A 26,589-nucleotide genomic window follows, 5' to 3' on the forward strand; every position below is an offset into this window, starting at 1 on the left:
GACCGTTCACTCCATCGGCGGCTCCACGAAGAGCGCGGCCAACCGGGGCAGCCGGCGGCGGGCCTCGTCCTCGTCGTCGAAGTCCCAGAAGTCGTTGAGGTCCGGTGTCCGGACCGGCTCGCGGTCCGTCGGCAGCTCCGCCGCGGTGGCCCGGCGGTACGCGTCCCACGGCACCGCGAGCATCTGCTCGGCGGAGAACTCCTCCCCGCTGAGCGACGCGGCCCGCACCTGGGGCAGCTCGGCCAGCGAGTCGGGGTCGCCGACCGCGCGGGCGAAGACCGCCCGCCCCTGGGTCATCAGCCAGCCCCGGAAGTGCTCGAAGCCCTCCGCCGAGGCGCCCCCGTTGATCAGGTACGCCGCACCCCACAGGTCCGCCTTGTGCGAGGCCGCCAGCACCCGGGCCTGGTGCTGGGCGTACCCGACGATGTCCTGCGGATCGCGCTCGGCGAGCAGCGCCACGGCCCGCGCGGCGACCGGCCCCGGCTCACCCCCGCCCCCGGCGCGGGCCTGGTCGATCAGCTGCCAGAAGTCCTCGGTCCTCATGGCTTGGCAGTCTGGCAGTGTCGCCGCGCGCCGCGCACGTACCCCGGGGCAGCATGGTGGGGTGTCCTCTCCACCGCCGTACCACGTGGGCGCGCTGCGCCCGTCGTGGCCGGAGCTGCCGGCGGCGCTGCGGGCCGCCATCGCCGATCGGCTCGGCGCGCCGGTGGTCACCGCCCGGGCCGCCGCCGCCGGCTTCACCCGGGGCTTCGCCGCCGTGCTGCACACCGCCGACGGCGGCCGGGCCTTCGTCAAGGCCGCACCCGCCGCCGCGCAACCGCACCTGGTCCAGGGGTACGCCCGGGAGGCCGCGATCCTCGACCGGCTGCCGGCCGACCTGCCCGTGCCCCGCCTGCGGTGGACGCTGGACGAGGCCGGCTGGTTCGCGCTCTGCGCCGACGCGGTCGACGGCCACGTCCCCCGCCTGCCCTGGGCGGGTGCCGAGCTGGACGCCACCCTCACCGCGTACGCCGAGGTCGCCGCCGCCCTCGCCGACCCGCCGGCCGGTCTGACCGCGCTCGGCCTGCCCCGCCTGGCCGACCTGGCCCGCTCGGACGTCCTCTGGTGGGAGGAGGTCGCCGCGGGCCGGGAGCCGCTCCCCGCGCTGCCCGCCACCGCCCGGGGCCGACTTCCCGAGCTGGTGGCGCTGGAGTCCCGCCTCCCCGCGTACGCGGACGGGGTGACCGGCGTGATCCACGGCGACCTGCGGGTGGACAACGTGCTCATCGGCGCGGACGGCCGGGCCTGGATCTGCGACTGGACCTGGGCCTGCACCGGGCCGGCCTGGTTCGACCTGGTGACCCTGCTGCTCACCGCGTACGCCAGCGGCCTGGACGTCGACCGGATCTTCGCCGCGCACCCGGCGAGCGCGGGCGCTCCCCCGGACGCGCTGGACGCCACCCTCGCCGCGTTGGCCGGCTACTACATCACCGGGGCGGACGCGACACCGGTGACGGCCTCGCCGCACCGGTCGGCACACCAGCGGTTCAGCGGCGAACAGGCCCTCGGCTGGCTCGCCCGCCGGCAGGGCTGGGGGTGAACACGCGGCGTGATCCACTCGGGTTGCGGGAAGTCGGGCGGTCAGCAGGCGGCGGATACCCTGGTTTCCAGGAAGCCGAGTGGATCACGGCCTGAACGCCCGGGTGGACGCGGGCGGCGGAGCCGTTTTGGCTCGTCCCGGACGACCTGGTAACCTGGCTTTTCGCGCGGCGATGACTCGTGTCGTCATGCCGTGCACAAGCTGACCAACCCGAGCTATCAAGACGAGGCTGTCGCGTGGCGAACATCAAGTCCCAGATCAAGCGCAACCGGCAGAACGAGAAGGCCCGGCTGCGCAACAAGTCGGTCAAGTCGTCGCTGAAGACCGCCGTCCGGAAGTTCCACGAGGCCGCCGAGGCCGGTGACGTCGAGAAGGCCACCGCTCTCATGCAGGACGCCTCGCGCAAGCTGGACAAGGCCGTCAGCAAGGGCGTGATCCACGCCAACCAGGCCGCGAACCGCAAGTCGGCGATCGCGAAGCGCGTGGTGGCCCTCTCTGCCTGACGCTTCATCGTCAGACTGATTCGGAAAGCCCCGGACCTCGGTCCGGGGCTTCCGTGTGTCCACGGACCATCGCCCGACCTGGACGCGCCCGCGGCTAGGACGGCCGTCAGTCCAGCGGGTCCCTACGACGCCTGGGCCGCACCGCGTCGGGCCTGACCACCACCGGAGTCACGGCGCTCCACTCGACCCGTGCCCGGCCGACCACCGGCTCCATCTGCCGGCGGAAGCGGTCCCGCTCCTGTTCCGGTACGAGCGCGGCGGACCGGACCACCACCGCGGCCACCATGTCGTTGAGCTTGACCATCGCCGCCACCACCACGGGTAGCACCAGCACCGCCCACCAGCTGACCAGCTCCGCGAGGGCGAGCAGCACGGCCAGGGCGATGACGCCCTCGAAGAACAGGAAGCAGAGCACCCCACCGGGGTTGACGAACCGCAGGCCGAGGAGCCGGGCGTAGAGCGGCCGGTACCGCTCCTCGTCGGCGGACACGGTGGCCCAGGCCGTACGGTTCGGCCCCGTCACCGGCTGCTGCCCTGCCGGGCCGCCGCGACCGAGAAGACCGCCCGCTCCAGGGCGTACGCCCGGTCGTCCGAGCCGCCCTTGACGGCCGCGTTGCACTCCGCGGCGACCTGCATGGCCCGGACCAGACCTTCCGGGGTCCAGCCGCGCCCCTGTCGCTGCGCTCGCTCGATCTTCCACGCCGGCATGCCGAGGCTGCTGGCGAGCTGGTACGCGTTGCCGCGCCCGGCCGACGCCACCCGCGCCACCGTCCGCACCCCGTCGGCCAGGGCGTCGGCGATGGGCACCGGGTCGACACCGACGTGCAGGGCCCAGCGCAGCGCCTCCAGGGCGGCCGGCACGTCGCCGACCATGGTGGCGTCCGCCACGGTGAAGCCGGTCACCTCGACGCGCCCCCGGTAGTAACGGGACACCGTCTCGGCGCTGATCCGCCCGTCCGTGTCGGCCATGAGCTGGGAACAGGCGGCGGCCAGCTCGCGCAGGTCGTTGCCGACCGCCGCGATCAGCGCCTCGGCGGCATCGTCGGCGCATCGGCCGCCCGCCCGGCGGATCTCGTCGCGGACGAAGGCGACCCGGTCGCGGTGACCCTTGAGCTTGGCCGCCGGGACCACCGTCGCGCCGGCCGACCGCAGCCCGTCGGCGAACGCCTTGCCCTTGGCCCCGCCGAGGTGCAGCACCAAGAGCTGCACCTCCGGGTCGGGATTCTTCGCGTACGCCAGCAGCGCGGCCACCAGATCCTTGCGGGCGTCCTGGCCGGAGCGCAGGATGAGCAGCCGCCGGCCGCCGAACAGCGACGGGCTGAGCATCTCGGCTATCTCGCCGACGGTGAGCGCACCCGCCTGGTACTCGCGAACGTCCACCTCGGGGTCGGTGGCGCGGGCCTGTTCGACAGCTTCGGAGACCGCGCGCGTGGCGAGCAGCTCCTCGTCGCCGAGGACGAGCACAATGGGGGCGAGGCTGGCGGGGGTCACGTCGCCCATATTCGCACGGCCTGTGGCGGGTACGGGCCTGCTCATTCGTCGCCCGGTCGGCGCAGCCCGCACTTAGCGCAAATCCAGACATTTATCTCGGTTCACCACCTAATCCGCAAATGGTAAAGATTCCGGGCCGAGTACGCGCAATTTCCACGTGCCTATCCCGGTGGTGGTCGTCCCGGCGGTACCCCGCGACGGGCCACCGCCAGCCCGTCCGTCGTCCGGACCGCCGTCACGTCGCCGTCGGTGTCGGTGCGCAGGACCCGGGTGCCGTTCCTGCTCAGCCGGGCCAGCAGCGCCGGATTCGGGTGCCCGTACGTATTGCCCGTGCCGACCGGCACCAACGCCACGGCCGGCCGCACAGCGACGAGGAAGCCCTCGTCCTGGTACGCCGAACCGTGGTGCGCGATCTTCAGCACGTCCGCCCGTAGCTGGTCGGGCGGCGTACGGGCCAGGACGGCGTGCTGCTCCTCGGTCTCGGCGTCACCGGGCAGCAGGACCGAGACGCCGGCGACCGTGGCCCGCAGCACCAGCGAGTTGTTGTTCGGGTCCGAGCGGGTGCCGGACAGCGGGTACGGCGGACCGAGCACCAGCAGCTCGACACCGCCGACCCGGTGCCGTGCCCCGGCGGTGGCGTCCCGCATCGTGGCCCGGCCGCCGGTCGCCGCCGCGCGGACCGCCGCCCGGCCGCTCGCCGGCTCCGTCGACGGCGGGGTCAGCACGGCGGCCACCCGTCGCCCCCGGAACACCCCGGCCACCCCGCCCACGTGGTCGAGGTGGAAGTGGCTGACCACCAGCAGCGACACCTCCCGGATGCCGAGCCGTCGCAGACACGCGTCCACCGCGCCCGGCTCCGGCCCCGTGTCCACCAGCACCGCCCGGCCGGGCGCGACGGGCAGCACCAGGGCGTCGCCCTGCCCCACGGCGCAGGCCACCACCACCCAGCCGGGCGGCGGCCAGCCGCTGGCGACCAACCGGACCCCGAGAGCGCCCACCAGGGCGGCGACGGCGACCACCGCCACCAGCCGGCGCACCAGCGGTCGGCGTGCCGCCACCAGCAGCGCCACGGTCAGCCCGGCCAGCAGCAGGGCGCCCCACGCCCCGCCCGGCCACGCCAGGGTGCCGGCCGGGAGGCGAGCGCCGTGCCGGGCGATGACGACCAGCCACCAGGCCGGCCAGCTCGCGAGCCAGGCGACGAACCCGGCCCCGGCCGGCCAGACCGGCGACAGCACGGCAGCCGTCACGCCCAGCACCGTCGCCGGTGCGATGGCCGGCACCGCCAGCAGGTTGGCCGGCACCGCCACCAGGCTGACCGTGCCGGAGATCCCGGCGACGACCGGCCCGCAGGCCACCTGGGCGGCCGCCGGAACCGCCAACGCCTCGGCCAACCCGGCCGGTACGCCCCGGCGGCGCAGCCCGTCCCGCCACCGCGGCGCGAGCAGCAGCAGACCCCCGGTGGCCAGTACGGACAGCGCGAACCCGGCGTCGCCGGCCAACTCGGGGTCGACGAGCACCAGCACGGTGACGGCGGCGGCCAGCGCGGGCAGCGCGGCCCGGGATCGACCGGCGGCCAGCGCGGCGAGCCCGATCGCCCCCATCGTGGCGGCCCGTACGACGCTCGGTGACGGACGCACCAGGATGACGAAGCCCACCAGCGCCACCCCGCAGAGCACACCGGCGAGCAACGGGCCGGCGCGGGCCCAGCGCGCCAGCAGCAGCACCGCACCCACCACGATCGCGACGTTGCTGCCCGAGACGGCGTTGAGGTGCGTCATGCCGGTCGCCCGGAAGTCCTCCTCGACGGCGGGCGGCAGGCGGCTGGTGTCCCCCACCACCAGTCCCGGTAGCAGGCCACCAGGGTCGTCGGGCAGCGGCGCGCAGGCCCGTTGCAGACCCGCGCGCAGGGTGCCGGCGACGCGCTGCGCCCACGACGGCGTACCGCGCCGCTCCGGTGGACCGGTGGCCGCGAGGACCGCTGCGGTGAGGTCACCGCCGCGCGGAACGCCGAGCCGCCCCTCGGCGGTCAGCCGCTGCCCCGGCAACAGCCCTCGCCAGCCGGGGTCGGTGGCGAGGACCAGCACCCGTACCGATACCCGGAGCGGCTGGCCGTCGGGACCGGTCAGCCGGGTCAGCTGGCCCGACACCAGCAGCATGCCGGGACGCCCGGCGGAACGGATCGGCCGGGGATCGTCCCGGACGACGAGGTCGGCGGTGACCGGGGCACGCTCCTCGGCCAGCGTGCGGACCGGTGGCGCGTCCCGCACGACCAGCCGGGCCGAGGTCGCCGCCGCGCCGCAGAGGACGCCGAGGCCGACCGCGACGACGATCCAGCCGAAACGGCGGGCGAGAGTCCCGGGGCGACCGAGCCGACCGAGCAGGTGCAGGGTGCTCAGCGCCGTCGACACGGCTGCCGCGCCGGCCACCAGCAGCAGTGGTCGCGGGCCGAGGTGCAGGCCGGCGAGCGCGGTGAGCCAGGCGGCCACGGCCAGCCCGGCGAGCCGGAGGTCCGGTGGCGGCGGGTCGCCCACGACCGGCGGGACGTTCACACCGTCACCAGGTCCTTGAGCTGCTCGTAACGCGCGTCGCCGATCCCCTCGACCTGGCGCAGGTCACCGACGGCCGTGAAACCGCCGTGCTGGTCCCGGTAGGCGAGGATGCGCTGGGCGAGCACCGGCCCCACCCCGGGCAGCGCGTCGAGTTGGGCGAGCGTCGCGGAGTTGAGGTTCAGCACTCCCCCGGGGGCCGGCGTCCCGCCGGCCAGGGGACCGGCCGCGCCCGGCACCGGCGGTGGCGTCACCCCGACGACGATCAACTCGCCGTCGGTGACCTTGCGGGCGGGATTGAGCAGCGCCACGTCGACGCCGGGCAGCGGGCCACCGGCCTCCCGGAGCGCGTCGGCGAGTCGGGCCCCGGCCGGTACGCGCACCAGTCCCGGTTTGCGCACCTTGCCGGCGACCGCCACCACCAGCTCGCCGGACGCGGACGCGCTGGCCGGCCCGGCCACGACGGTCGAGGTGGCCTCGCCGACCGGCGGGGTGACCGGTTCGGCGTGCGGTCGGGAGCGCCAGGCCCAGCCGGCGGCGGCCAGCACCACCACGAGGGCCACCGCGGCCAACGCCCGTACGCCGCGTCTGCCCGGGTCGAATGCTCCGGGGCCGGGCAGCCGTGCCGTTGCGCCGGGCTCGGCGGGCACGTCCGCTGCCGACGCGTCGGCCCCCGAGGGAGGCGGCGCCGCGCCGCCCGTCGCGGCGGTCAACCGGCGCAGCCGCTGACGTACCGCTGTCTCCTCGTCCTCTGCCACGCCGCGACGCTAGGACGCCGGACGCCACGACGGCTGCCTCGCTGGCCCGGCCTGTGGACAGCCGAGGCCTCTGTGGACAACGGCCTGATCATGCTCGCTTCTGCTACGGGAGCACCGGACACCGGCCGCCCGGAGGTAGCGCGCATTCATGGATGAGGATTAATGTTAACGCTATCATCGCCCCCCACCACCACCGCCACCTGAGGGGAACCATGGACGTGAAGAGAAGGCTGCACCGCCTGCTGGCCGCAGCGGGGACCCTGCTGGTCCTCGTCGCCGGGGCCGGCGTCTACCTGGTCACGGAGACGCCCGGCGTCGCCCGGGCGGCCGGCACCGGCCCGTGCGACATCTACGCCTCCGGCGGCACGCCGTGCGTCGCCGCGCACAGCACCACCCGGGCCCTGTACGGGGCGTACAACGGCCCGCTCTACCAGGTCCGCAGATCGTCGGACAACACCACCCGCGACGTCGGCGTGCTCAGCGCCGGTGGCGTCGCCAACGCCGCCACCCAGGACACGTTCTGCGCCAACACGAGCTGCGTCATCACGATCATCTACGACCAGTCCGGCCGCAACAACCGCCTCACCCAGGCCCCTCCGGGTGGCTTCACCGGCCCGGCGCCGGGCGGGTACGACAACCTCGCCGACGCGAAGGCGGCCCCGGTCACCATCGGCGGCCAGAAGGCGTACGGCGTCTACATCGCCCCCGGCACCGGCTACCGCAACAACAACACCAACGGCGTCGCGACCGGCGACCAGCCCGAGGGCATCTACGCCGTCGTGGACGGGACGCACTACAACCAGTGGTGCTGCTTCGACTACGGCAACGCGCAGACCAACGTCCTGGCCGACGAGCGCGCCATCATGGAGACGGTCTACTTCGGCGCCAACAAGCAGTGGGGCTACGGCGCGGGCGCGGGCCCCTGGATCATGGCCGACCTGGAGTGGGGCCTGTTCTCCGGCGTGAACGCGGGCTACAACAACATCCCGTCCATCAACCACCGCTTCGTGACGGCCATGGTCAAGGGCGAGCCGAACCACTGGGCGATCCGCGGCGGGAACTCGCAGTCGGGTGGTCTGACCACCTACTTCGACGGTCGACGGCCCAACGGCTACCACCCGATGAAGAAGGAGGGGGCGATCCTCCTGGGCATCGGGGGCGACAACAGCATCACCGGTCGCGGCACCTTCTTCGAGGGTGTGCTGACCTCCGGCTACCCGACGGCGGCCACCGAGGACGCCGTGCAGGCCAACATCGCCGCTGCCGCGTACACCCCCGCCAGCGGCGGCAACCCGCAGCAGAACGCCCAGATCGTGGGCGCGCAGTCCGGTCGCTGCGTCGACGTGCCGAACGGCACCAGCACCAACGGCACCCAGGTGCAACTGTGGGACTGCATCAGCAACAGCACCGCGCAGCGCTGGACCTACACGGCCGGCAAGCAGATCCAGGTGTACGGCAACAAGTGCCTCGACGCCAACGGCCAGGGCACCGCGAACGGCACCCAGGTGATCATCTGGGACTGCCACGGAGGCACGAACCAGCAGTGGAACGTCAACGCCAACGGCACCGTCACCGGCGTCCAGTCCGGGCTGTGCCTGGACGCCAACGGTGCCGCCACCGCCAACGGCACGAAACTCATCCTCTGGGCCTGCAACGGTGGCCAGAACCAGCAGTGGTCCCTGCGGAGCTGAGCGGGCAGCGGTCGGGCCGCCTCCGGATGGAGGCGGCCCGACGGCACCGGATCAGCGGGCCTCCGGGTCGAGGCCGAGCACCGCTCGTCCCCCGTCCACCGGCAGGGTCACCCCGTTGACGAAGCTCGCGGCCGGCGACAGCAGGTAGGCGACCGCCTCCGCCACCTCGTCGGCACGCCCGATCCGGCCCACCGGGTGCAGCCGGGCCAGTTCGGCGTCGACCTGCTCGGCCCGGGCGGGCTCCTGTGCGGCGAGGAACTCGGCGTGCCGCTCGGTGGCGATCGAGCCGAGCGCGACGGCGTTGGCGCGGATGCCGTGCCGCCCGTACTCGACGGCCAGCGCCCGGGTCAGCCCTTCCACGGCGGCCTTCGCCGTGGCGTACGGCAGGGCGCCCGGCACGGGCCGGCGGGCCTGGTGCGACGAGACGTTCACGATGGCGCCCGCCCGTGCCGGCGGCCAGGAACCGGCGTACCGCCACGGTGGCGCCGACCACGGCCGGGCGCAGGTTCAGCCCGATCAGGTCCAGCACGGTGTCGGCCGACGCCGTGCGCAGGGCCGCGTCCCGGAAGATCGCCGCGTTGTTCACCCAGCCGCTGAGCGGGGCGACGCGTTCGGCCATCTCGGCGGCGTGTTCGGCCACCCGCTCGTCAGCGGCGTCGCCGACCACCGCGAGCAGGCGGTCGGCGGCCGGGTGCCCGGCGAGCCAGTCCACCGCCTCGGCGTCGCGTTCCACCACGACGACGGTGACGCCGGCCCTCGCCAGCCGGTGCGTCACGGCCCGGCCGACGCCACGGCCACCGCCGGTCACCACGCACGTGCCGGCCACTGCGGTCAGCTCCGGGGCCGACGGTGCACGACCACGCACGCCAGACCCGGCCCGGCGTGCGCGGCGACCACCGCGCCCGCCTCGGAGACGTACGTGTCGTGCACCCGTTCGCCCAGGCGCGTGCTGAGCGCGGCGAGCAGCGTCTCGGCGCGTTGCGGTGCGGCCAGGTGGTGTACGCCGAGGTCGACGTCGTCGTCGCCGGCCGCCTCGACGGCCAGGTCGACGAGGCGGGCGACTCCCCGACTGGCGGTACGCACCTTCTCGCGCAGCACGATCGCGCCGTCCGGCATGTGCATGATCGGCTTGACCGACAGGGCGGTGCCGAGCAGCGCCTCGGCGGCGTTGATCCGGCCACCCCGGCGCAGGAACTCCAACGTGTCGACGTAGAACCAGACGGTGGTCCGGGCGACCGCGGCGAGCGCGGCGTCGCGTACGCCGGCCAGGTCCGCTCCGGCCTCGGCGGCGGTGGCGGCGGCGATGGCCGGGAAACCGAGCCCCATGCCGGTGGAGCGACTGTCGACGACCTCGACCCGACCGCCGAGGTCGACGGCGGCCAGTCGGGCCGCCTCGACGGTGCCGGACAGGCCGGCGGAGAGGTGCACCGAGACGACGCCGTCGGCACCGTCGTCGAGCAGACGGCGGTACGTCCGGGCGAACTGTTCGGGCGCCGGGCGGGACGTGCTGGCCGACACCCGCCGCTCCCCCAGCGCTCGGGTGGCGTCGGCGGGTTGGGTCTCCACCCCCTCCAGTCCCTCCGCGCCGTTGAGCACGACGGTCAGCGGGACGACGGTCAGCCGGTGCCGCCGCACCAGCTCGGGTGCGAGGTAGGCGGTGGAGTCGGTGACGACCGCGACGGGCATGCCCGGCACGCTAGCCGATCACGCCGCGCCGCGCCGAGGTGCGAGCGCCGGCCGGGAGCCGGTCGGCGCTCAGACCGCGTCGACGACGGCCGGGGCGGTGACGACGCCGACGTTGTGGCCGCGGAGCTGCCAGCCCCGGACGTCGTCGTGCCGCAGCTCGGTCCAGTGGCAGTTGGCCAGTGAGCCGATGGTGCGCAGCACGTCGGAGGGCCAGCCGAGCAGGTGGCCGACGCCCTGGCGGGAGGCGCCGCCGTGGGTGGCGAGGACCACCGTCCCGCCGGGCGTCGCGTCGGCCGCCGTCAGCAACGCGGCGGCGACCCGCTCACCGAGCTCGTGCAGCGGCTCCACGTCCGCGCCGGGCGTCGGGTCGCCGGCCCGCCAGCGCGCGTACTCGCCGGGGAACCGCTCGGCGACCTCGCTGAGGTGCAGGCCCTGCCACTGGCCGAAGTGCCGCTCGCGCAGCCGGGCGTCGGTGCGTACCCCGAGCCCGGTGATCGCGGCCAGCGCCGCGGCGGTCTCGGCGGCGCGGCTCAGGTCGCTGGAGACGATGGCGTCCGGTCGCAGCGACGCGAGCAGCGGCGCGGCGGCGCGGGCCTGGTCGCGGCCCCGCTCGTTGAGGGGTACGTCGGTCTGGCCCTGGACGCGGTTGGCGGCGTTCCAGTCGGTGTTGCCGTGCCGCCAGACGATCAGCCGGGTCATTCGGCTGCGACGGACCCGCTGGCGTCGGCCTCGACCAGGTCGCGGTCGACGAACGGGATGGTGGGGCAGTCCTTCCAGAGGCGGTCGAGCCCGTAGAACTCGCGCTCCTCGGTGTGCTGGACGTGCACCACGATGTCGACGTAGTCGAGGAGCACCCAGCGGCCACCCCGCTCGCCCTCGCGGCGCACCGGCTTCGCCTTCTCCGGCAGCTCCAGCAGGCGCTCCTCGATGGCGTCGACGATGGCGAGCACCTGACGCTCGTTGGGGGCGGCGGCGAGCAGGAACGCGTCGGTGATGGCGAGCTGGTCGCCGACGTCGATGATCGCGATGTCCTGCGCCTTCTTGTCGGCGGCGGCCTGCGCGGCGGCGATCGCCAGCTCGTGCGCGCGTTCGGAAACTGTCACCGTTCTCCTTCGATCAGGCGTGCGATCCTCCAAGCGTCTCACACCCGGCGAGGTCCCGACCCGTCAGTTCTGGTCGGTTAGACCCACTAACCGGCACATACCGGACGCAATCAGGACTGATAGAGGCGTCGCTTGGCGATGTACTGCACCACACCGTCGGGCACCAGGTACCAGACCGGCTCACCCCGGGCGACCCGGGCGCGGCAATCGGTCGACGAGATGGACATCGCGGGCACCTGGATCAGGCTGACCGTGTCCGCCGGGAGGTGTTTGTCGGTCAGCGCGAAACCGGGCCGGGTCACTCCGATGAAGTGGGCCAGCTCGAAGATCTCGTCCAGGTCCTTCCAGGACAGGATGCGTTGCAGCGCGTCCGCTCCGGTGATGAAGAAGAGCTGGACCTTGGAGCCGTACTCGGCCTGCAGGTCGCGCAACGTGTCGACCGTGTAGGTCGGGCCGCTGCGGTCGATGTCGACGCGACTGACCTGGAAGCGGGGGTTGGAGGCGGTGGCGATGACCGTCATGAGGTACCGGTCCTCGGCGGGGCTGACCGGCTCGTCGGCCTTCTGCCACGGCTGGCCGGTGGGGACGAAGACCACCTCGTCCAGGCCGAACCGGTCCGCCACCTCGCTGGCCGCGACGAGGTGCCCGTGGTGGATCGGGTCGAAGGTGCCACCCATGATCCCGATCCGCCGGATATCTTCCTCCACCCCGTGATCGTAGGCCGGGCGTCCGAACCGGTCGTATCGGCCCGAGACCTGGCGACCCGGATACTCGCATGCGTATACTCGTCGACGAGTATTTGGGAGGTGCGTCATGCCGAAGCGGCGCAAGGTCGGCAACCTGCTGGCGCTGGCCGTGCTCTCCGCCCTCGTCCAACGGCCCATGCATCCCTACGAGATGGCCAGCACGCTGCGCGCCTGGGGTAAGGACCAGGACATGGAGTTCAAGTGGGGCTCCTTCTACACGGTGATCCGCAACCTGGACAAACACCAGTTGATCGCCGCCGTGGAGAGCGTCCGCGAGGGACGACGCCCGGAACGCACCGTCTACCGGATCACCGACGCGGGCCGGGCCGAGCTGGTCGACTGGGCGCGGGAGCTGGTCGGCACACCCATGCCGGAACATCCCCGCTTCCGGGCCGGCCTCTCCGTGCTGGCCGCCCTGCACCCCGACGAGGCGACCGACCTGCTCCGGCAGCGGCTCGACCACCTCGACGACGCGCTCCGCCGTGACCGCGCGACGCTCGACGCCCACCTGCGCGAGATCCCGCGACTGTTCCTCGTGGAGACCGAGTACGACCTCGCCATCCGGGAGGCCGAGGCCACCTGGCTGCGGGCCCTGCTGGCGGAGCTGACCTCGGGGAGTTACCCGGGGCTGGACACGTGGCGAGCCTTCCACGAGACCGGCGAGATGCCGGCCGAGCTGACCGAGCTGGCCGCGAGGACCAGCAGCGACCCCGACACCGCCGACTGAGAAGACAGCTCCGGCGGGGTGCGCCAACACCCCGCCGGAGCCCTACCTCGAACCGACACCTGAGCAGGCACCCGGCCCGAAGCGGCAACCACGAGGATAACCGGGTTCCCTCCCAGGACGGTTCGTCCGCACCCACGCGACGACACCAGGGAGAAAGAGCATGACAACGGTACGAACCGCACTCGTCATCGGCGGCGGCATCGCCGGGCCGGTGACGGCCCTCGCGCTGCACCGCGCCGGCATCACCGCCACCGTCGCCGAGGCGTACCCGGCGACCGCCAGCGGAGCGGGTGGCATCGGCGGCACCCTCGCGCTCGCGCCCAACGGCGTGGCAGCCCTGCGGACGGTCGGCGCGGACGAGGCGGTGACGGCGATCGCCACACCCATCCACCGCAGCGTCATGGCCGTCGGCGCCCGACGCGTCGACCTGCCGACGCTGGCCGGGGTGCCGCCGCTGCGCGTGGTGCACCGGGCCGAGCTGCACCGGGTGCTGCACGACCGGGCCGTCGCCGCGGGCATCACCTTCGCGTACGGCAGACGACTTGTCGACGTCACGCAGACCGACGACGGCGTGACCGCGCGTTTCGCGGACGGCAGCACGGTGACCGCCGACGTCCTGATCGGCGCGGACGGCATCCGGTCCACGGTCCGTGGCCTCATCGATCCGGCCGCGCCCGGCCCCCGGTTCACCGGACTGCTCGGCTTCGAGGCGGTCGCCCGGCACGAGGTGGACGCCGAGGCGGGCACGATGACGTTCGCCTTCGGTCGGCGCGGCTACTACCTGTACTGGCCGGAGCCGGGTGGCGGCACCCGGTGGGGCGTCAACCTGCCGGGGCAACGGCCGATGAGCCTCGTCGAGGCCCGTGCGGTGCCCGCGCGGCAGTGGCTGGACACGTTGCGCGCCACCTACGGCGACGACGACCCGGGCCGCGAGTTGATGGCCACCAGCTCCGCCGACGATCTCCAGGTGGTCGGCGCGTTGCAGATCATGCCACCCGTGCCGCACTGGCACCGGGGGCGCATGGTGCTGGTCGGCGACGCCGCGCACGCGCCGTCGAACAGCTCCGGGCAGGGCGCGTCGCTCGCCATCGAGAGCGCGGTGCAGCTCGCCCGGTGCCTGCGGGACCTGCCCGACGTGACGTCGGCGTTCGAGGCGTACGTGCGGCTGCGTCGCACCCGGGTCGAGAAGGTCGCCGCCCGCGCGGCACGGATCAACCACGCCAAGGCCCCCGGCCCGGTCGCCCGGACGCTGCTGCCCCTGCTGATGCCGCTGTTGGTGCGCACCGCGATGGACCCGGAGCGGACCATCGCCCACGAACAGCGCTACGTCATCGACTTCGACGCCCCGGTCACGGCCGAGCCCGCGCTGCGCTGAGCACGGGCGCGGGGGTGACCCCTGGGCCACCCCGCGCCCGACCACTTGCGGGGGTGGCCGGCTCGGTCTCGGACCGAGCCGGCCACGCCACCCCGTCGGCCTCAGGCCGAGGCGGCGGCCACCGCCGTGCGGGCCACGAGCGCCCGCCGCAGGTCGTCGTCGGCGTCGGTGACCACCCGCCGCAGGCCCGCCGTCAGGTCGTCGCGGGCCAGCAACGCCGCGGCCGCCTCCCGGGTCGGCTGCGCCACGGCGTAGCGGGGAAACGCCAGCTTCGCCACCCGGTCGGCCGTCCACGGGGTACGCCGACGAGCGGCGGCCGGCATCTCGGCGAAGTACCGCCCGACGTACCCGGCGGTCAGGTCGGCCTGCTCGGGCTGCCAGAACCCCTCCGCCGTCGCCTCCAGCAGCCGGTTGGACAGCTCGGTCTCCCGCACGATGATCTCCCACGCCGCCTGCTTGGCAGCCGGGTCGCCCACGGCGGCCCGGCAGTAGGCGGCCTGTTCCGCCCCGGCGGCGCTGACGTCGGCCCGCGCCTCGGCGGCGATCTCCGCCTCGCCCGCCGCGCCCAGCACCACGAGCCGGCGCAGTACCGCCCAGCGCAGCTCCGCGTCGACGGCCAGCCCGGCCGGCACGTCCCGCCCGGCGAGCCAGCCGACGAGCAGGTCGCTGTCGGTGGTCGCGGCGATCCAGCCGCGCGCGGCGGCGAGCTGCACCGACTCCCCCGCCGGCGCGCCGTCGAGCAGACGCCGGCACGCCTCGGCGATCCGGGCCAGCGCCGTCGCACGGGCCAGCGGGTCGAGGTACCGGTCCACCAGCGATCGGCTGAGGAGCAGCACGTCCTCCGCGATGATCACCTCGGTCTCGGCGGGCAGCGCCGCCACCATCAGGTCGACCAGGCCGCCGACCGGCCGCTCACCGTCGGTCACCGCGTCCAGCGCCTCGCCCCAGAGCACCGCCCGGCCCAGCGGGTCGGTCAGGCCCGGCAGCACCAGCGCGACGGCGTCCGCCGACGCCGCGTCGAGGCGCACCTTGGCGTACGTGAGGTCACCGTCGTTGAGCAGCAGCACCGGGACCGCCGGCTCGCCGGTCAGCGCGCCGAGCACCGTACGACCACCGTCGACGGCCGGATCCAGACTCACCTCCGCGCGCTGGACGGTGCCGTCCGCCGCGTACCGGCCCACGCCGATGCGGTGCGGACGCAGCACCGGGTGGGACTCGGGGGCGGTCTGCACCACGGCGACCTCGGTGTAGCGGCCGTCGGCGTCGACGCCGACCTCGGCCCGCAACGTGTTGACCTGCGGCCGGCGCAGCCACAGCTCGGCCCAACCGGACAGGTCCCGGCCGCTGGCGGCGGAGAGGCTGGCCAGCAGGTCGGCCAGGGTGGCGTTGCCGAAGCGGTGCGCGGCGAAGTGCGCGTTCAGGCCGGCGAGGAAGGCCTCGTCGCCGAGCCAGGCGACCAGTTGCCGCAGCACGGCGGCGCCCTTGGCGTACGAGATCCCGTCGAAGTTGAGCAGGCCCTCGTCGGCGTCGGCGACCTCCTCGGGCGCGACCGGGTGGGTGGAGGGACGCTGGTCGGCCGCGTACCCCCAGGCCTTGCGGCGCATGGCGAACGTCGTCCACGCCTGGTCGAAGCGGGTCGCCTCGGCGGTGACCCGGGTGCCCAGGTACTCGGCGAAGGACTCGTTGAGCCACAGGTCGTCCCACCAGCGCATGGTGACCAGGTCACCGAACCACATGTGCGCCATCTCGTGCGCGATCGTGGTGGCCCGCACCTCGCGCTGGCTGTCGGTGACCGCCGACCGGAACACGTAGTCGTCGCGGAACGTGACGATGCCGGGGTTCTCCATCGCGCCGGCGTTGAACTCGGGCACGAACGCCTGGTCGTACTTGCCGAACGGGTAGCGCTCGGTGAAGAGCTGGTGGAACCGGTCGAGGCACCGCCCGGTGATGTCGAAGATCTCCTCGGCGTCGGTGTCCAGGTGCTCGGCGAGCGACCGTCGACAGTAGATCGCCAACGGGATGCCGTCGTGCTCGGCCCGGCGCACGTGGTACGGCCCCGCGATCAGCGAGAAGAAGTACGTCGCCAGCGGCGCGGTCGGGGCGAACTCCCAGCGCCCCGGGGCCGGGGTGGCTGCCACCGCGGCGTTGCCGGAGACCGTCCACTGCGGCGGCGCGGTGACCGTGAGGGTGAACGGGGCCTTCAGGTCGGGCTGGTCGAACGCGGCGAAGATGCGCTGGGCGTTGTCGAGGAACGACATCGCGTAGAGGTAGGTCTCGCCGTCCGCCGGGTCGACGAAGCGGTGCAGCCCTTCGCCGGTGTTGGAGTAGGCCATCTCCGCCTCGACGACGAGGGTGTTGGTCGGATCGAGCTCGCCCAGCGGCAGCCGGTTGTCGGTCAGGGTGGCGGGGTCGACGGGGCGGTCGTTGAGGCGTACCGAAAGCAGGTTTGCGGGCTTGACCTCGGCGAAGGTGGCGGTGCCGGCGGCCGCCCGGAACCGGATCTCGACGCGGGACCGGAACAGGTCGCCGTCGCCGGTCAGGTCGAGGTCCACCTGATAGGACTCGACAGTAATCGCCGCGCCACGCGCGGTCGCCTCTACACGGGTCAGGCTCGGCATCCGCTTATCCTGCCCGATGGGGATCGGCATGCGGTCCCCACCTGGCCCCCTGCAGTGGAGGAAAGAACCATGGCGCAGCACCCCAAGGGCGATTTCGACCTCTCCCGCGCGGTCTGGCAACGGGCCGAGGGGGACACCTCCGAGAGCGCTGTCGAGGTCGCCTTCGTCGACGACCTGATCGGGATGCGCAACTCCGCCGAGCCGGAGGGCCCGGTGCTGGTCTTCACCCAGGCCGAGTGGGACGCGTTCGTGGCCGGCGCGCAGGACGGCGAGTTCGACCTCGACTGATCGACCGTCGGTCGCCCGTGCCGGCGTCTTCGAAAGAGAGGACACCGGCACGGGTCGCGCCGATGGGTGCGAGCGTGCGGTGCGGCTTGTCAGCCGGGTTGGGGCACGTCGTCACACAACCCCCTAGTCGCCGTCGCCCCAGCCCAGGCCACCCGGGCCTGGCGCGTGGTGGAAGCCCGGATGGTCGGCCACGTCGACGCAGCGTTCGCCGTCCGGGCCGACCGCGCCGCAGAACAGCCGCTCGGCCCGGTGCCACGCATCGGCCGGCGACAGGGCCGCCGCACCGAGCGCCAGCTCCGGGCGGAGCAGACTCAGCGCCTCCGCGTACGCCACCGCCTGTTCGAGCGCGTCGGCCGGGCCCGGCGCGGTGAAGCCCAGGTGCACGGTGAAGAACCGGCGTGGCCGAGCCGGCCGACCGGGCGGGCCGATCAGCGGCCGCGCGGCCCGACCCGCACCCGGCGTCTCGACCGCCCGCCGCAGCCGCCAGCGCGGCGACCTGTTGTCGTTCATGGGTCCTCCCCCGTGGTCGTGGACGTCGGCCCGGCGGGGTCGCCTCCGTCGTCCGACGGTGCCGGTCGGCGACGCCCCCACCGGCTAGCAAACCAGGTCCCGCCGCCCGTGGGAGGGGCCAGCGGACGCGCTGTCGACGCGGGGATTGCGCGGCGGCCACGAGGGTAGACGTGCCACGGCGGCGACACGGGCCGCCGCCGGAACCCGAGGAGGCCCGATGGCGATCATGCCGGACAGCACCCTCACCCTGCTGCGCACCGGCTACCGGTTCATCGGGGAACGCTGCGACCGGGTGGGCAGCGACGTCTTCTCGACCCGGATCCTGCTCGCGCCGACCATCTGCCTGCGGGGTCGGCCGGCCGCCGAGCTGTTCTACGACACCGGGCGCTTCCAGCGCGAGGGCGCCATGCCGCTGCGGATTCAGCGGACCCTCACCGGCCGGGGCGGCGTGCAGGGGCTGGACGGCGCCGCGCACACCGACCGCAAGGCCATGTTCATGTCGATCATGACGCCGACGGCGATCGGGCGACTCGGGCACCTCTTCGACGCCGAGTGGCAGGCACGAATTCCCGCCTGGGAGGCGGCCGGCGCGGTGCCGCTCTACGACGAGCTGGGTCGGCTGCTGACCCGGGTGGTCTGCGCCTGGGCCGGCGTGCCGCTGGCCACGTCGCAGGTCGACCGCCGGGCCGTCGACCTGCACGCCATGATCGAGGGCCCGGCGGTCGTCGGCCCACGGCACTGGCGGGGCCTGCTCGCCCGTCGCCGCGCCGAACGCTGGATCGGCGACCTCGTCGAACGGACCCGTGTCGGCATCCACCCGGCTCCGACCGACAGCCCGCTACGGGTGGTCGCCGAGTACCGCGACGCGCGCGGCGCGCTGCTCCCCCGCCGGATCGCCGCCGTCGAACTGCTCAACCTGCTTCGTCCCACGGTCGCCGTGGACCGGTACATCGTCTTCGCCGCGCTCGCGCTGCGCGACCATCCCGGCTGGCGTCAGCGGGTCCGGGGCGACGACGAGGCCACCGAGCAGTTCGTCCAGGAGGTACGCCGCTACTACCCGTTCTTCCCGATGGCCGCCGCCCGGGTCCGGCGCTCCTTCGACTGGCAGGGCCACCACTTCCCGCAGGGGCGACGGGTGTTGCTCGACCTGTACGGCACGAACCACCATCCGGCGCTCTGGCCCGAACCGGACCTGTTCCGCCCCGAGCGGTTCGCCGACCGGCGCGTGGACCCGTTCGCGCTGATCGCGCAGGGCGGCGGCGACCACACCGCCGGGCACCGCTGCGCCGGCGAGTGGATCACCATCGACCTGATGAAGCGGGCGGTCACCCAGCTGACCGGCGGCATGCGCTACGAGGTGCCGCCACAGGATCTACGCCTGGAGCTGCACCGGATGCCCGCCCTGCCGCCCGGCCGGATGACCGTCACCAACGTCCGCCGCGCCTGATCTCGCCCCACCCGCAGGTGTGGGCGCCGACGCCTCGTCCGGGTTTGGACGGCCGGGCAACGGGCAGGCGCAGGGCGCGGCGACGCACCGCATCCACCTGCCCAGGAGGCGCCGATGCTCTCCCCGGCACCCGGCGCCGACCGGCGCGACGCCGACACACCGCCGGCCGCCCTGCCGCCGACGGCCCTGCCGATGGCGTACGTCCTGCCGCTGCGCTGGCACACCGACGCCGGCCTGGACGAGCTGACCGGCTACCTGCGCCGGCTGGGCGGTCTCGTCGACGTGGTCGTGGTCGACGGGTCGACTCCGGAGCTGTTCGCCCGGCACGCGGCGGCCTGGCACGGGCTGGTCCGGCACCTGCGGCCCGACCCCGCTCGGCGCGGGCTCAACGGGAAGGTGGTGGGGGTGCACACCGGCGTGGGCGCGGCACGCCACGAGCACGTGGTGATCGCCGACGACGACGTCCGCTACGACGAGGCCGGGCTCCACGCGGTGCACCGACTGCTGGACCGGGTCGACCTGGTCCGGCCGCAGAACTACTTCGACCCCCTGCCCTGGCACGCCTGGTGGGACACCGGGCGGACGCTGCTCAACCGGGCCCTCGGCAACGACTACCCCGGCACCCTGGCGGTACGCCGCAGCACGTTCGTCGCCATGGGCGGGTACGACCCCGACGTGCTCTTCGAGAACCTGGAGCTGATCCGCACCGTGCACGCGTACGGCGGCAGCGAGGCCGCGCCGCCGTGGCTGTACGTACGCCGGCTGCCGCCGGACACGGCGCACTTCCGGGGCCAGCGGGTCCGGCAGGCGTACGACGACCTGGCCCAGCCGGTCCGCCTGCTGACCGCGCTCGCGGTCCTGCCCGCGCTGGCCACGGCGGTCGCGTCCCGCCGGCCCCGGCTGCTGCTCGGCATGACGGCCACCGTCGTCGCGCTGGCCGAGGCGGGTCGCCGCCGCGCCGCCGGCACCGCCGTCTTCCCACCGAGCACCGCGCTGGCCGCGCCCCTCTGGCTCCTCGAACGCGGCATCTGCAGCTGGCTGGCGCTGACCCAGCGCCTCCTGAGAGGCGGCACCCGCTACGGCGACACCCGAATCCGCACCCCGGCCCAGCCCCACCCCCAAGTCCCCGCGATCTTGCACTTTCTGCTGGGACAGAAGCCTCGTTAGGCGACAGAACGGCAACAGCAACTGCAAGATCGCGGGGAGATGCGGCGACGGCTCGCAGCCACCGGGTGGCCGCGAGCCGTCGTGGACGTTGGTGTCTTCAGGAGCTGACCTGCTGGCGGGCCTGCTGGGCCTGATCCTTGACGTCCTGGGCGGCCGAACGACCGTCGTCCTTGACCGCGTGCACGGCGTCCTGGGCGGTGCTCTTCACCGACTCGGCCGCGTGCTGGGCCGGCTCGCGCAGCTCGTCCTTGAGCTCACTGGCCACCTCGCCCAGCTTCTCCTTGACGACGCCGCTGTGCTCACCGACCTTCTCCTTCACCTGGGCGGCGGCCTGCTGCTCCCGGCGCGAGGCGGGGATCAGCGAGGAGGCTAGCCAGCCCACGCCGAAGGCGATCAGACCGGCGGCGAGCGGGTTGCCCTGTGACTTCTGCCGGATGACCCGGGGCGCGCTGTGGGCGGCGTCGCTGACGGAGGAGGCCGCCGAGTGCGCGGCGTCGCTGACGCTGGACGCCGCCGACGAGGCCCGGTCGCCCACCGAGTGGGCGGCGTGGCCGGTGCCGTGGCCGAGGTCGGAAGCGGTTCCCATGACCTTGTCCCTCACATTCTGCAGCGCGGAGCGGGCCCGCTGCTTACGGTCGTCGACGATGCGGCTGGGGCTGACCTTGTACGCCAGCGCGTCCACATCGGAGCTGAGGCTGTTGCGGGTGGCTTCGATCTCCCGGCGGATCTGGTCGGGATCGGTGCTCATCGGGTGACTCCCTCCGGGTGGGGCTTGAGCGCGTCGGGGATCCGCTGCACGCTGTCGTTGGTCTGCTTGAGCCCGCGTACGTGCTGGGCGTTCTTCTTGGCTGCCGAGTAGAGGACGGCGGCGACCACGGCCCAGATCACGGCCACGATCAGCGCGGCGAGGCCGGAGTCCATGACGTTGTCCAGGAACTGCCAGATGGCGATCGACACGAAGAGGGCCACCATGTAGCCGCCGAAGCCGGCGCCGCCGAAGAGACCCGCGGCCTTGCCGGCCTTCTTGCCCTCCTGCCGGATCTCGGCCTTGGCCAGCTCGACCTCCTGGCGCATCAGCGTCGACAGGTCGGTGGTGACCTGACGCATCAGGTCACCGATCGAGCTGCCCTTCACCTCGGCCGCGGTGTGCGGGGCACCCGCGTCGGGGTGGTAACCGGAGTCCAGTCCGGACCCCTGCGTCGGCATGCTCATGCCGCCGCCTCCTTTCGGATGACTCGGCGCCTCACGGGCGGGGGCTGCCGCTGGACGGCACGCCCGGCAGCGGGTCGGTCTGGGTCACCGGCGGCAGCGGCTGACCGGTGCTCGCCGGCTCGGTGTAACCGCCCGGACGGGCCGGGTCGCGGTAGCCGCCCGGCGTCGGCTCGGCGTAACCGCCGGAGGTCGGCTCGGTGTAGGTGCCCGGGGTCGGGTCGAGGTAGCCGCCGGCCGGGGTGGTGTCCGCAGCCGTACGGGGCGCCGGCGGCGGCGTGGGGATCACCGCGGTGCGCTCCGGGTCGTACGCGCCCGCGCCGCGGTAACCGGCGGAGCCGTTGCCGGAGTCGTCACCGGAGGCCGAGATGCCGCGGGTCAGTCGACCGGCCAGCACACCCAGCACCGCCGCGCCGACCAAGAACGTGCCCGGGTTGCGCCGCGCGTAGTCGCGTACCTCGTTGATCAGGTCGCCGGGCTCGCGCTCCTCGAGCCAGCCGGCCACGCCGTGCACCCGGTCGGCGGCCTGGCGGGCCAGCTCGCTCACCGGACCAGCCTGACCACCCTGCTCGGCCATCGAGCGCATCTCGTCGGCGATCGACCGCAGTCCGCCGGCCGCCCGGCGCTGCTGCTCACCGGTCTGGCTGGCGAGCTGGGTGCGGGCCTCGCCGTAGAGGTTGCGGGCCTGCCGGACGGCCTCGCGGCCGACCTCGGTGCCCTGCTCCTTGGCGGTCTGGGCGACCGCGCCACCGGCGTGCGCCGCCTCGGACCCGACGTGCCGGGCCTGCTCGCGGACGCCGCCGCCGTTGGTGGACTCGTGACCGTAGGTGGAGGTCGTGGGTGACAGATCGTAAGTCATGATTTCCCTTCCGCTCGGAAGTGTCTTCGCGGTTGTGCTGGGGGGATGCGGCCGTGTCGCCCGTGGCCGCTGACAACTCACCTACCCGGCGTTTTGGCTTCCATACCTGTTCGTGCATTTCTCTGCGCGAGGGCCGGGACCGACTTCAAAATGGAGGATCGTCGGGCTGCGTCACCTCGCCGCTGCGGACAGTGACGTTCGCGGGACCGGGCAGATCCACGAAAGGGGCACCGATGGCACGAGACGCGCGGGGCGGCCGGCCCGCCGCGCCCCGACCCCGGGTGCAGGTCGCCGCGCTGGTCGTGGCCGGGGTCTTCCTGCTGATCGGCGTCCTCGGCTACATCCCCGGCATCACGACCGACTACGGGGAGCTGAGCTTCGCCGGGCACCACTCCGAGGCCAAGCTGCTCGGCGTGTTCCAGGTCTCGATCCTGCACAACGCCGTACACCTGCTGTTCGGGCTGGTGGGCCTGGCGCTGGCCCGCAGCGTCGCCGGCGCGCGGGTCTTCCTGGCCGGCGGCGGCGCGATCTACCTGGCCCTCTGGCTGTACGGACTGGCGATCGAGGCGATCGACGAGAGCGGCGGCGCGAACATCCTGCCCGTCAACGGCGCCGACAACTGGCTGCACCTCGCGCTCGGCTTCGGCATGCTGGCGCTCGGCCTGCTGCTGTCGAACGAGGCCGGGACCGGCGGACGCCTCGACACCCCGATCGACCGACCCTGAGCTGCTGCTTCGCACGTTTGAGAGCGACGGCGGCAGGGGTACGTCACGGGTGATGATCCGTGAAGGAGGTCGATGATGCCTCGCTGGATACGCGACAACGCGCTCGCCGCCGCGATGCTGGGTGCCTTCGTGGTGTTCCTGGTCCTGCAGAGCGTATTCGGCTGGCAGACCCACAACGAGGAGCTGACCGAGTTCGGCGCGGCCCCGCTGAGCTGGCCCGCGTACCTGACCAGCGGGCACTTCGCCGAGGCCGTCTTCGAGAACTGGGAGTCGGAGTTCCTCCAGATGGGCGGGTACGTGCTGCTCACCGCGTACCTGGTGCAGCGCGGCTCGGCCGAGTCGAAGCCGGTCGACCAGACCGACCGGCCGGAGGACGACGCCCGCCGGGCCACCGCGCGGTCGCCGTGGCCGGTACGCGCCGGTGGCCTGCCCCTGGTGGTCTACCGCAACAGCCTCTCCATCGCGCTGCTGCTGATCTTCGCCGGCTCGTTCGTCGGGCACCTGCTCGGCGGCACGGCCGCCTACAACCAGGAGCAGGCGTTGCAGAGCGGAGCGCCGCCGGTCAGTGTGTGGGACTTCCTCGGCACGAGCGACTTCTGGTTCCAGTCCATGCAGAACTGGCAGAGCGAGTTCCTGGCGGTCGGCGCCCTCATCCTGCTGAGCATCGTGCTGCGGCAGCACGCTTCACCGGAGTCGAAGCCGGTCACCGTCGCGCACGCCGAGACCGGCGCCTGAGGCCACCACTGCCGACCGGAGCACCGGTGGCCCGTCAGGCCGCGATCGGGAGCCGCTTGGCGAAGCAGACGCTGTACGGGTTGCCGACGTACTCGCCGTACACCGGGATCGGTTCGTAGCCGCACGACGTGTACAGCCCGATGGCCGCCGGCAGGTACGTGCCGGTCTCCAGGCAGACCACCGTGTGCCCCTGCTGGAAAGCGCACTCCTCCAGGGCGGCGAGCAGTTGCCGGGCGATACCCCGGCCCCGGTACGCCGGCCGCACGTACATCCGCTTGACCTCGCCGGTGGCGGCGTCGAGCGACTGGAGCCCGCCACAGGCGACCGCCCGACCGCGCACCACCACGGCCAGGTAGCGGATGTCGTCGTGGGTGACGGTGACCTGCCCGTCCAACCCGCCGTCAGCGTCGCGCAGCTCACGCTGCTGGGCGACGACCAGGGCGGCGATCTCGGGATCGATGGCGGGCCGCGACTCGATCAGCATCACCCGACGTTAAGCGGGATGGATTTCGCGAAGGTTTCCAGCAATCAACCCGATCACGGAGCGCAACCGGCTACTCGGCGTCATCCTCGATGTCGTCGTCGCCCGCGTCCGCGCCGACCTCGTCCACGCCGACCTCGTCGGCCGGGCGCACCCGGCGGGCCTTGCGCGCGGCCAGCCGCTCCGCCGCCGACGCCCGGCTCGACTTCTCCTCCAGGCGTACGTCGGTGCCCCGGTTACCGGGCACGAACTCCACACCCGCGTAGAGCGTCGGCTGCCAGTCGAACTCGCGCTCACCGATCCGGACCAGGTCACCGGGCTCGGCGCCGGCCTTGGCGAGCTTGTCCTCCACCCCGAGGCGGGCCAGCCGGTCGGCGAGGTAGCCGACCGCCTCGTCGTTGTCGAAGTTGGTCTGCTTGACCCACCGCTCCGGGCGTACGCCGCGCACGGTGAACGACCCGTCGGCCTCCGCCGTGATGGTGAAGCCGGCGTCGTCCACGGCCATCGGCCGGATCACGATCCGGGTCGGCTCGGCCGGCGGGGCGGCCTTACGCTCGGCCTCGACCAGTTCGGCCATCGCGTACGTCAGCTCCTTGAGCCCTTCCCGGGTGGCCGCCGAGACCTCGAACACCCGGTAGCCGCGCTCCTCGAGGTCGGGGCGGACGATCTCGGCGAGGTCCCGGCCGTCCGGCACGTCGACCTTGTTGACGGCCACCAACCGGGGGCGGTCGGCCAGCCCGCCGTACTGGCTCAGCTCGGCCTCGATCGCGTCGATGTCGGCGACCGGGTCGCGGCCCGGCTCCAGGGTCGCCGAGTCGATGACGTGCACCAGCACCGCGCAGCGCTCGATGTGCCGCAGGAACTCCAGGCCCAGGCCCTTGCCGGTGGCCGCGCCGGGGATCAGGCCCGGCACGTCGGCGACGGTGAAGGTGTGGTTGTCCAGCCGGACCACGCCGAGGTTCGGCACGAGGGTGGTGAACGGGTAGTCGGCGATCTTCGGCTTCGCGGCGGAGATCACCGAGATCAGCGACGACTTGCCGGCCGACGGGAAACCCACCAGGCCGACGTCGGCGACGCTCTTCAACTCCAGCACGATGTCGAGCTGGTCGCCGGGCTCCCCCAACTCGGCGAAGCCGGGCGCCTTGCGCCGGGCGTTGGCCAGCGAGGCGTTGCCGCGCCCGCCACGCCCGCCCCGGGCCACCTCGAAGGTGGTGCCGGCGCCGACCATGTCGGCCAGCACGGTGCCGTCGGTGGTCTGCACGACCGTGCCGTTGGGCACCTTGAGTACCAGGTTGTGGCCGTTGGCCCCGTCCCGGTTCGACCCGGCGCCGCCCTTGCCGTTGTCGGCCTTGACGTGCGGGTGGAAGTGGAAGTCGAGCAGCGTGGTCACCTGCGGGTCGACCACCAGCGACACGCTGCCGCCGTGGCCGCCGTTGCCGCCGTCCGGCCCACCGAAGGGCTTGAACTTCTCGCGGTGGATCGAGACACAACCGTGCCCACCATCGCCGGCCTGCAGATGCAGGACGACCCGGTCAACGAACGTCGCCACGGCGTCAATCCTTCCAGCGAGGGTCGACCCCGCACGTCGAAAAAGCCGAGCGGGCCGGGACCCGGAGGTCCGCGGCCCGCTCAGCGAAGAGAACTACTGCTGCGGAACGATGCTGACGGTCTTGCGACCGCGCTTGGTGCCGAACAGGACCGAGCCGGCGGCCAGGGCGAACAGCGTGTCGTCGCCGCCACGGCCGACCAGGTCACCGGGGTGGAACTTGGTGCCACGCTGCCGGATGAGGATCTCACCGGCGCTGACGACCTGACCACCGAAGCGCTTCACGCCAAGTCGCTGGGCCGCGGAGTCACGACCGTTACGCGAGCTGGACGCACCCTTTTTGTGAGCCATTGGAGGACGACCTACTTCCCGCTGGAGATGCCGGTCACCTTGACCTGGGTCAACGGCTGGCGGTGACCCTGGCGCTTGTGGTAGCCGGTCTTGTTCTTGAACTTGTGGATCCGGATCTTCGGGCCCTTGGTGTGCGCGGCGATCTCGCCGGACACCGCGACCTCGGCAAGCTTCGCCGCGTCGGTCACCAGGTCGTCACCGTCGACGAGGAGCACCGCGGTGAGCTTCACCGCGTCACCGGGGGCACCGGTGAGCTTCTCGACCTCGATCACGTCGCCCTCGGCGACCTTGTACTGCTTGCCGCCGGTCTTGACGATCGCGTACATCGGAGGCGGACTCCCTGTCGTTGAGGCTGCTGACTGGTCGTCCCCGCGGCGGCTCGCCGGGTAGCAGTGCACGGCGGCGCGGGCACGCGGGAACTCGGCACACCAAAGGTGGGCCGTAGGCA

29 protein-coding genes and 1 pseudogene are annotated in these 26,589 nt (G+C 73.3%); 10 read left to right on the forward strand and 20 right to left on the reverse strand.

Annotated elements, in window-relative coordinates:
* Positions 1-6 precede the first annotated feature (6 nt).
* Positions 7-543 (reverse strand): DUF4240 domain-containing protein, encoded by a 537-nt coding sequence (locus ACN269_RS12995; RefSeq protein WP_421472693.1) that lies wholly within the window; start codon positions 541-543, stop codon positions 7-9.
* On the opposite strand from ACN269_RS12995, the gene ACN269_RS13000 reads away from it, so the two are divergent.
* Both ACN269_RS13000 and rpsT read left to right on the forward strand, forming a co-directional pair.
* Complete coding sequence (locus ACN269_RS13000; protein ID WP_421472694.1) at positions 542-1,579, forward strand: phosphotransferase; 1,038 nt, start codon at positions 542-544, stop codon at positions 1,577-1,579. The two genes, ACN269_RS12995 and ACN269_RS13000, sit on opposite strands and share 2 nt — an antisense overlap.
* Positions 1,580-1,815: 236 nt before the next feature.
* Positions 1,816-2,082 carry a 30S ribosomal protein S20 gene (gene rpsT / locus ACN269_RS13005; RefSeq protein ID WP_421472695.1) on the forward strand — a complete coding sequence of 89 codons (267 nt, stop codon included), beginning with the start codon at positions 1,816-1,818 and terminating at the stop codon, positions 2,080-2,082.
* Between the two features lie 106 nt (positions 2,083-2,188).
* Here rpsT and ACN269_RS13010 read toward each other — a convergent pair whose 3' ends face one another.
* The 4 genes from ACN269_RS13010 to ACN269_RS13025 all read right to left on the reverse strand — a co-directional run bounded on the left by ACN269_RS13010 (position 2,189) and on the right by ACN269_RS13025 (position 6,877).
* Complete coding sequence (locus tag ACN269_RS13010) at positions 2,189-2,605, reverse strand: hypothetical protein (protein ID WP_421472696.1); 417 nt, start codon at positions 2,603-2,605, stop codon at positions 2,189-2,191.
* On the reverse strand, positions 2,602-3,582 hold the full coding sequence (holA, locus tag ACN269_RS13015; protein WP_421472697.1) for a DNA polymerase III subunit delta: 981 nt from the start codon (positions 3,580-3,582) through the stop codon (positions 2,602-2,604). Before holA ends, ACN269_RS13010 begins: the two co-directional genes overlap by 4 nt.
* 152 nt (positions 3,583-3,734) lie before the next feature.
* Positions 3,735-6,122, reverse strand: a complete 2,388-nt coding sequence (locus tag ACN269_RS13020) for a ComEC/Rec2 family competence protein (protein ID WP_421472698.1) — start codon at positions 6,120-6,122, stop codon at positions 3,735-3,737.
* The gene (locus tag ACN269_RS13025; RefSeq protein WP_421472699.1) at positions 6,119-6,877 is read right to left on the reverse strand and encodes a helix-hairpin-helix domain-containing protein; all 759 of its coding nucleotides are present in this window, start codon (positions 6,875-6,877) and stop codon (positions 6,119-6,121) included. Before ACN269_RS13025 ends, ACN269_RS13020 begins: the two co-directional genes overlap by 4 nt.
* Positions 6,878-7,089: 212 nt before the next feature.
* Here ACN269_RS13025 and ACN269_RS13030 point away from each other — a divergent pair, with 212 nt between their 5' ends.
* The gene (locus tag ACN269_RS13030) at positions 7,090-8,568 is read left to right on the forward strand and encodes an arabinofuranosidase catalytic domain-containing protein (RefSeq protein WP_421472700.1); all 1,479 of its coding nucleotides are present in this window, start codon (positions 7,090-7,092) and stop codon (positions 8,566-8,568) included.
* 51 nt (positions 8,569-8,619) lie between these two features.
* On the opposite strand, the gene ACN269_RS13035 is transcribed toward ACN269_RS13030, so the two are convergent.
* From ACN269_RS13035 to nadD, 6 genes and pseudogenes are all read right to left on the reverse strand, one after another.
* Entirely contained in the window at positions 8,620-9,000 is a 381-nt protein-coding gene (locus ACN269_RS13035; protein WP_421472701.1) for an SDR family NAD(P)-dependent oxidoreductase, read from the reverse strand.
* A gap of 67 nt (positions 9,001-9,067) precedes the next feature.
* Positions 9,068-9,433 (reverse strand): annotated as a pseudogene (locus ACN269_RS13040) (SDR family NAD(P)-dependent oxidoreductase); the annotation flags it as partial.
* A complete protein-coding gene (locus ACN269_RS13045) occupies positions 9,400-10,254 on the reverse strand; it encodes a DegV family protein (RefSeq protein WP_421472702.1) in 855 nt (284 codons plus the stop codon). The pseudogene ACN269_RS13040 and the gene ACN269_RS13045, both read right to left, overlap by 34 nt.
* Before the next feature lie 69 nt (positions 10,255-10,323).
* Positions 10,324-10,953 carry a histidine phosphatase family protein gene (locus ACN269_RS13050; protein ID WP_421472703.1) on the reverse strand — a complete coding sequence of 210 codons (630 nt, stop codon included), beginning with the start codon at positions 10,951-10,953 and terminating at the stop codon, positions 10,324-10,326.
* Entirely contained in the window at positions 10,950-11,357 is a 408-nt protein-coding gene (gene rsfS / locus ACN269_RS13055; RefSeq protein WP_421472704.1) for a ribosome silencing factor, read from the reverse strand. The genes ACN269_RS13050 and rsfS overlap by 4 nt, the downstream gene beginning before the upstream one ends.
* Positions 11,358-11,467: 110 nt before the next feature.
* Positions 11,468-12,064, reverse strand: a complete 597-nt coding sequence (nadD, locus tag ACN269_RS13060) for a nicotinate-nucleotide adenylyltransferase (RefSeq protein ID WP_421472705.1) — start codon at positions 12,062-12,064, stop codon at positions 11,468-11,470.
* Between the two features lie 106 nt (positions 12,065-12,170).
* On the opposite strand from nadD, the gene ACN269_RS13065 reads away from it, so the two are divergent.
* A complete protein-coding gene (locus ACN269_RS13065; RefSeq protein WP_421472706.1) occupies positions 12,171-12,830 on the forward strand; it encodes a PadR family transcriptional regulator in 660 nt (219 codons plus the stop codon).
* Positions 12,831-12,990: 160 nt separating this feature from the next.
* Positions 12,991-14,205, forward strand: a complete 1,215-nt coding sequence (locus ACN269_RS13070) for an FAD-dependent monooxygenase (protein ID WP_421472707.1) — start codon at positions 12,991-12,993, stop codon at positions 14,203-14,205.
* Positions 14,206-14,306: 101 nt separating this feature from the next.
* Here ACN269_RS13070 and pepN read toward each other — a convergent pair whose 3' ends face one another.
* Positions 14,307-16,823, reverse strand: coding sequence for an aminopeptidase N (gene pepN, locus ACN269_RS13075; RefSeq protein WP_421472708.1), 2,517 nt, complete (start codon positions 16,821-16,823; stop codon positions 14,307-14,309).
* 69 nt (positions 16,824-16,892) lie between these two features.
* On the opposite strand from pepN, the gene ACN269_RS13080 reads away from it, so the two are divergent.
* A complete protein-coding gene (locus ACN269_RS13080) occupies positions 16,893-17,111 on the forward strand; it encodes a DUF397 domain-containing protein (protein WP_007464035.1) in 219 nt (72 codons plus the stop codon).
* A 123-nt stretch (positions 17,112-17,234) separates the two neighbouring features.
* On the opposite strand, the gene ACN269_RS13085 is transcribed toward ACN269_RS13080, so the two are convergent.
* Positions 17,235-17,621: a hypothetical protein gene (locus tag ACN269_RS13085; RefSeq protein ID WP_421472709.1), complete on the reverse strand. Its 387-nt coding sequence runs from the start codon at positions 17,619-17,621 to the stop codon at positions 17,235-17,237.
* 217 nt (positions 17,622-17,838) lie between these two features.
* Here ACN269_RS13085 and ACN269_RS13090 point away from each other — a divergent pair, with 217 nt between their 5' ends.
* Together ACN269_RS13090 and ACN269_RS13095 are read left to right on the forward strand one after the other, a co-directional pair.
* On the forward strand, positions 17,839-19,068 hold the full coding sequence (locus ACN269_RS13090; protein ID WP_421472710.1) for a cytochrome P450: 1,230 nt from the start codon (positions 17,839-17,841) through the stop codon (positions 19,066-19,068).
* Between the two features lie 114 nt (positions 19,069-19,182).
* On the forward strand, positions 19,183-20,235 hold the full coding sequence (locus ACN269_RS13095; RefSeq protein ID WP_421472711.1) for a glycosyltransferase: 1,053 nt from the start codon (positions 19,183-19,185) through the stop codon (positions 20,233-20,235).
* Between the two features lie 97 nt (positions 20,236-20,332).
* Here the strand turns inward: ACN269_RS13095 and ACN269_RS13100 are convergent, their stop codons facing one another.
* Genes ACN269_RS13100 through ACN269_RS13110 form a run of 3 tightly spaced genes read right to left on the reverse strand, consistent with a single transcriptional unit; the run spans position 20,333 to position 22,303 of the window.
* Positions 20,333-20,983, reverse strand: coding sequence for a DUF3618 domain-containing protein (locus ACN269_RS13100; RefSeq protein WP_421472712.1), 651 nt, complete (start codon positions 20,981-20,983; stop codon positions 20,333-20,335).
* Positions 20,980-21,447, reverse strand: a complete 468-nt coding sequence (locus tag ACN269_RS13105; protein ID WP_421472713.1) for a phage holin family protein — start codon at positions 21,445-21,447, stop codon at positions 20,980-20,982. Before ACN269_RS13105 ends, ACN269_RS13100 begins: the two co-directional genes overlap by 4 nt.
* Positions 21,448-21,478: 31 nt before the next feature.
* Positions 21,479-22,303 (reverse strand): hypothetical protein, encoded by an 825-nt coding sequence (locus tag ACN269_RS13110; RefSeq protein ID WP_421472714.1) that lies wholly within the window; start codon positions 22,301-22,303, stop codon positions 21,479-21,481.
* A gap of 233 nt (positions 22,304-22,536) precedes the next feature.
* Between ACN269_RS13110 and ACN269_RS13115 the strand changes: the two genes are divergently transcribed.
* Entirely contained in the window at positions 22,537-23,028 is a 492-nt protein-coding gene (locus ACN269_RS13115; RefSeq protein ID WP_421472715.1) for a DUF4383 domain-containing protein, read from the forward strand.
* Between the two features lie 75 nt (positions 23,029-23,103).
* Positions 23,104-23,763, forward strand: a complete 660-nt coding sequence (locus tag ACN269_RS13120; RefSeq protein WP_421472716.1) for a DUF6766 family protein — start codon at positions 23,104-23,106, stop codon at positions 23,761-23,763.
* A gap of 34 nt (positions 23,764-23,797) precedes the next feature.
* Here the strand turns inward: ACN269_RS13120 and ACN269_RS13125 are convergent, their stop codons facing one another.
* The 4 genes from ACN269_RS13125 to rplU all read right to left on the reverse strand — a co-directional run bounded on the left by ACN269_RS13125 (position 23,798) and on the right by rplU (position 26,467).
* On the reverse strand, positions 23,798-24,247 hold the full coding sequence (locus ACN269_RS13125; protein WP_421472717.1) for a GNAT family N-acetyltransferase: 450 nt from the start codon (positions 24,245-24,247) through the stop codon (positions 23,798-23,800).
* A 70-nt stretch (positions 24,248-24,317) separates the two neighbouring features.
* Positions 24,318-25,793, reverse strand: a complete 1,476-nt coding sequence (gene obgE / locus ACN269_RS13130; RefSeq protein ID WP_421472718.1) for a GTPase ObgE — start codon at positions 25,791-25,793, stop codon at positions 24,318-24,320.
* Between the two features lie 93 nt (positions 25,794-25,886).
* Positions 25,887-26,141 (reverse strand): 50S ribosomal protein L27, encoded by a 255-nt coding sequence (gene rpmA, locus ACN269_RS13135; RefSeq protein WP_043966727.1) that lies wholly within the window; start codon positions 26,139-26,141, stop codon positions 25,887-25,889.
* A gap of 11 nt (positions 26,142-26,152) precedes the next feature.
* A complete protein-coding gene (gene rplU, locus ACN269_RS13140) occupies positions 26,153-26,467 on the reverse strand; it encodes a 50S ribosomal protein L21 (RefSeq protein ID WP_007464063.1) in 315 nt (104 codons plus the stop codon).
* Positions 26,468-26,589 lie beyond the last annotated feature (122 nt).

It is taken from the genome of Micromonospora sp. WMMD736 (genome assembly GCF_049179015.1).
Taxonomy (GTDB): Bacteria; Actinomycetota; Actinomycetes; order Mycobacteriales; family Micromonosporaceae; genus Micromonospora.

Coding starts and splice junctions, on each gene's coding strand:
- ACN269_RS13030 (WP_421472700.1), top strand. CDS start 7,090: ATGGACGTGAAGAGAAGGCTGCACCGCCTGCTGGCCGCAGCGGGGACC.
- ACN269_RS13095 (WP_421472711.1), top strand. CDS start 19,183: ATGCTCTCCCCGGCACCCGGCGCCGACCGGCGCGACGCCGACACACCG.
- ACN269_RS13100 (WP_421472712.1), bottom strand. CDS start 20,983: ATGAGCACCGATCCCGACCAGATCCGCCGGGAGATCGAAGCCACCCGC.
- ACN269_RS13085 (WP_421472709.1), bottom strand. CDS start 17,621: ATGAACGACAACAGGTCGCCGCGCTGGCGGCTGCGGCGGGCGGTCGAG.
- pepN (WP_421472708.1), bottom strand. CDS start 16,823: ATGCCGAGCCTGACCCGTGTAGAGGCGACCGCGCGTGGCGCGGCGATT.
- ACN269_RS13125 (WP_421472717.1), bottom strand. CDS start 24,247: ATGCTGATCGAGTCGCGGCCCGCCATCGATCCCGAGATCGCCGCCCTG.
- rpmA (WP_043966727.1), bottom strand. CDS start 26,141: ATGGCTCACAAAAAGGGTGCGTCCAGCTCGCGTAACGGTCGTGACTCC.
- ACN269_RS13000 (WP_421472694.1), top strand. CDS start 542: ATGGCTTGGCAGTCTGGCAGTGTCGCCGCGCGCCGCGCACGTACCCCG.
- ACN269_RS13045 (WP_421472702.1), bottom strand. CDS start 10,254: ATGCCCGTCGCGGTCGTCACCGACTCCACCGCCTACCTCGCACCCGAG.
- holA (WP_421472697.1), bottom strand. CDS start 3,582: ATGGGCGACGTGACCCCCGCCAGCCTCGCCCCCATTGTGCTCGTCCTC.
- ACN269_RS13050 (WP_421472703.1), bottom strand. CDS start 10,953: ATGACCCGGCTGATCGTCTGGCGGCACGGCAACACCGACTGGAACGCC.
- ACN269_RS13110 (WP_421472714.1), bottom strand. CDS start 22,303: ATGACTTACGATCTGTCACCCACGACCTCCACCTACGGTCACGAGTCC.
- ACN269_RS12995 (WP_421472693.1), bottom strand. CDS start 543: ATGAGGACCGAGGACTTCTGGCAGCTGATCGACCAGGCCCGCGCCGGG.
- ACN269_RS13070 (WP_421472707.1), top strand. CDS start 12,991: ATGACAACGGTACGAACCGCACTCGTCATCGGCGGCGGCATCGCCGGG.
- ACN269_RS13065 (WP_421472706.1), top strand. CDS start 12,171: ATGCCGAAGCGGCGCAAGGTCGGCAACCTGCTGGCGCTGGCCGTGCTC.
- ACN269_RS13105 (WP_421472713.1), bottom strand. CDS start 21,447: ATGAGCATGCCGACGCAGGGGTCCGGACTGGACTCCGGTTACCACCCC.
- rplU (WP_007464063.1), bottom strand. CDS start 26,467: ATGTACGCGATCGTCAAGACCGGCGGCAAGCAGTACAAGGTCGCCGAG.
- ACN269_RS13120 (WP_421472716.1), top strand. CDS start 23,104: ATGCCTCGCTGGATACGCGACAACGCGCTCGCCGCCGCGATGCTGGGT.
- ACN269_RS13090 (WP_421472710.1), top strand. CDS start 17,839: ATGGCGATCATGCCGGACAGCACCCTCACCCTGCTGCGCACCGGCTAC.
- ACN269_RS13080 (WP_007464035.1), top strand. CDS start 16,893: ATGGCGCAGCACCCCAAGGGCGATTTCGACCTCTCCCGCGCGGTCTGG.
- ACN269_RS13115 (WP_421472715.1), top strand. CDS start 22,537: ATGGCACGAGACGCGCGGGGCGGCCGGCCCGCCGCGCCCCGACCCCGG.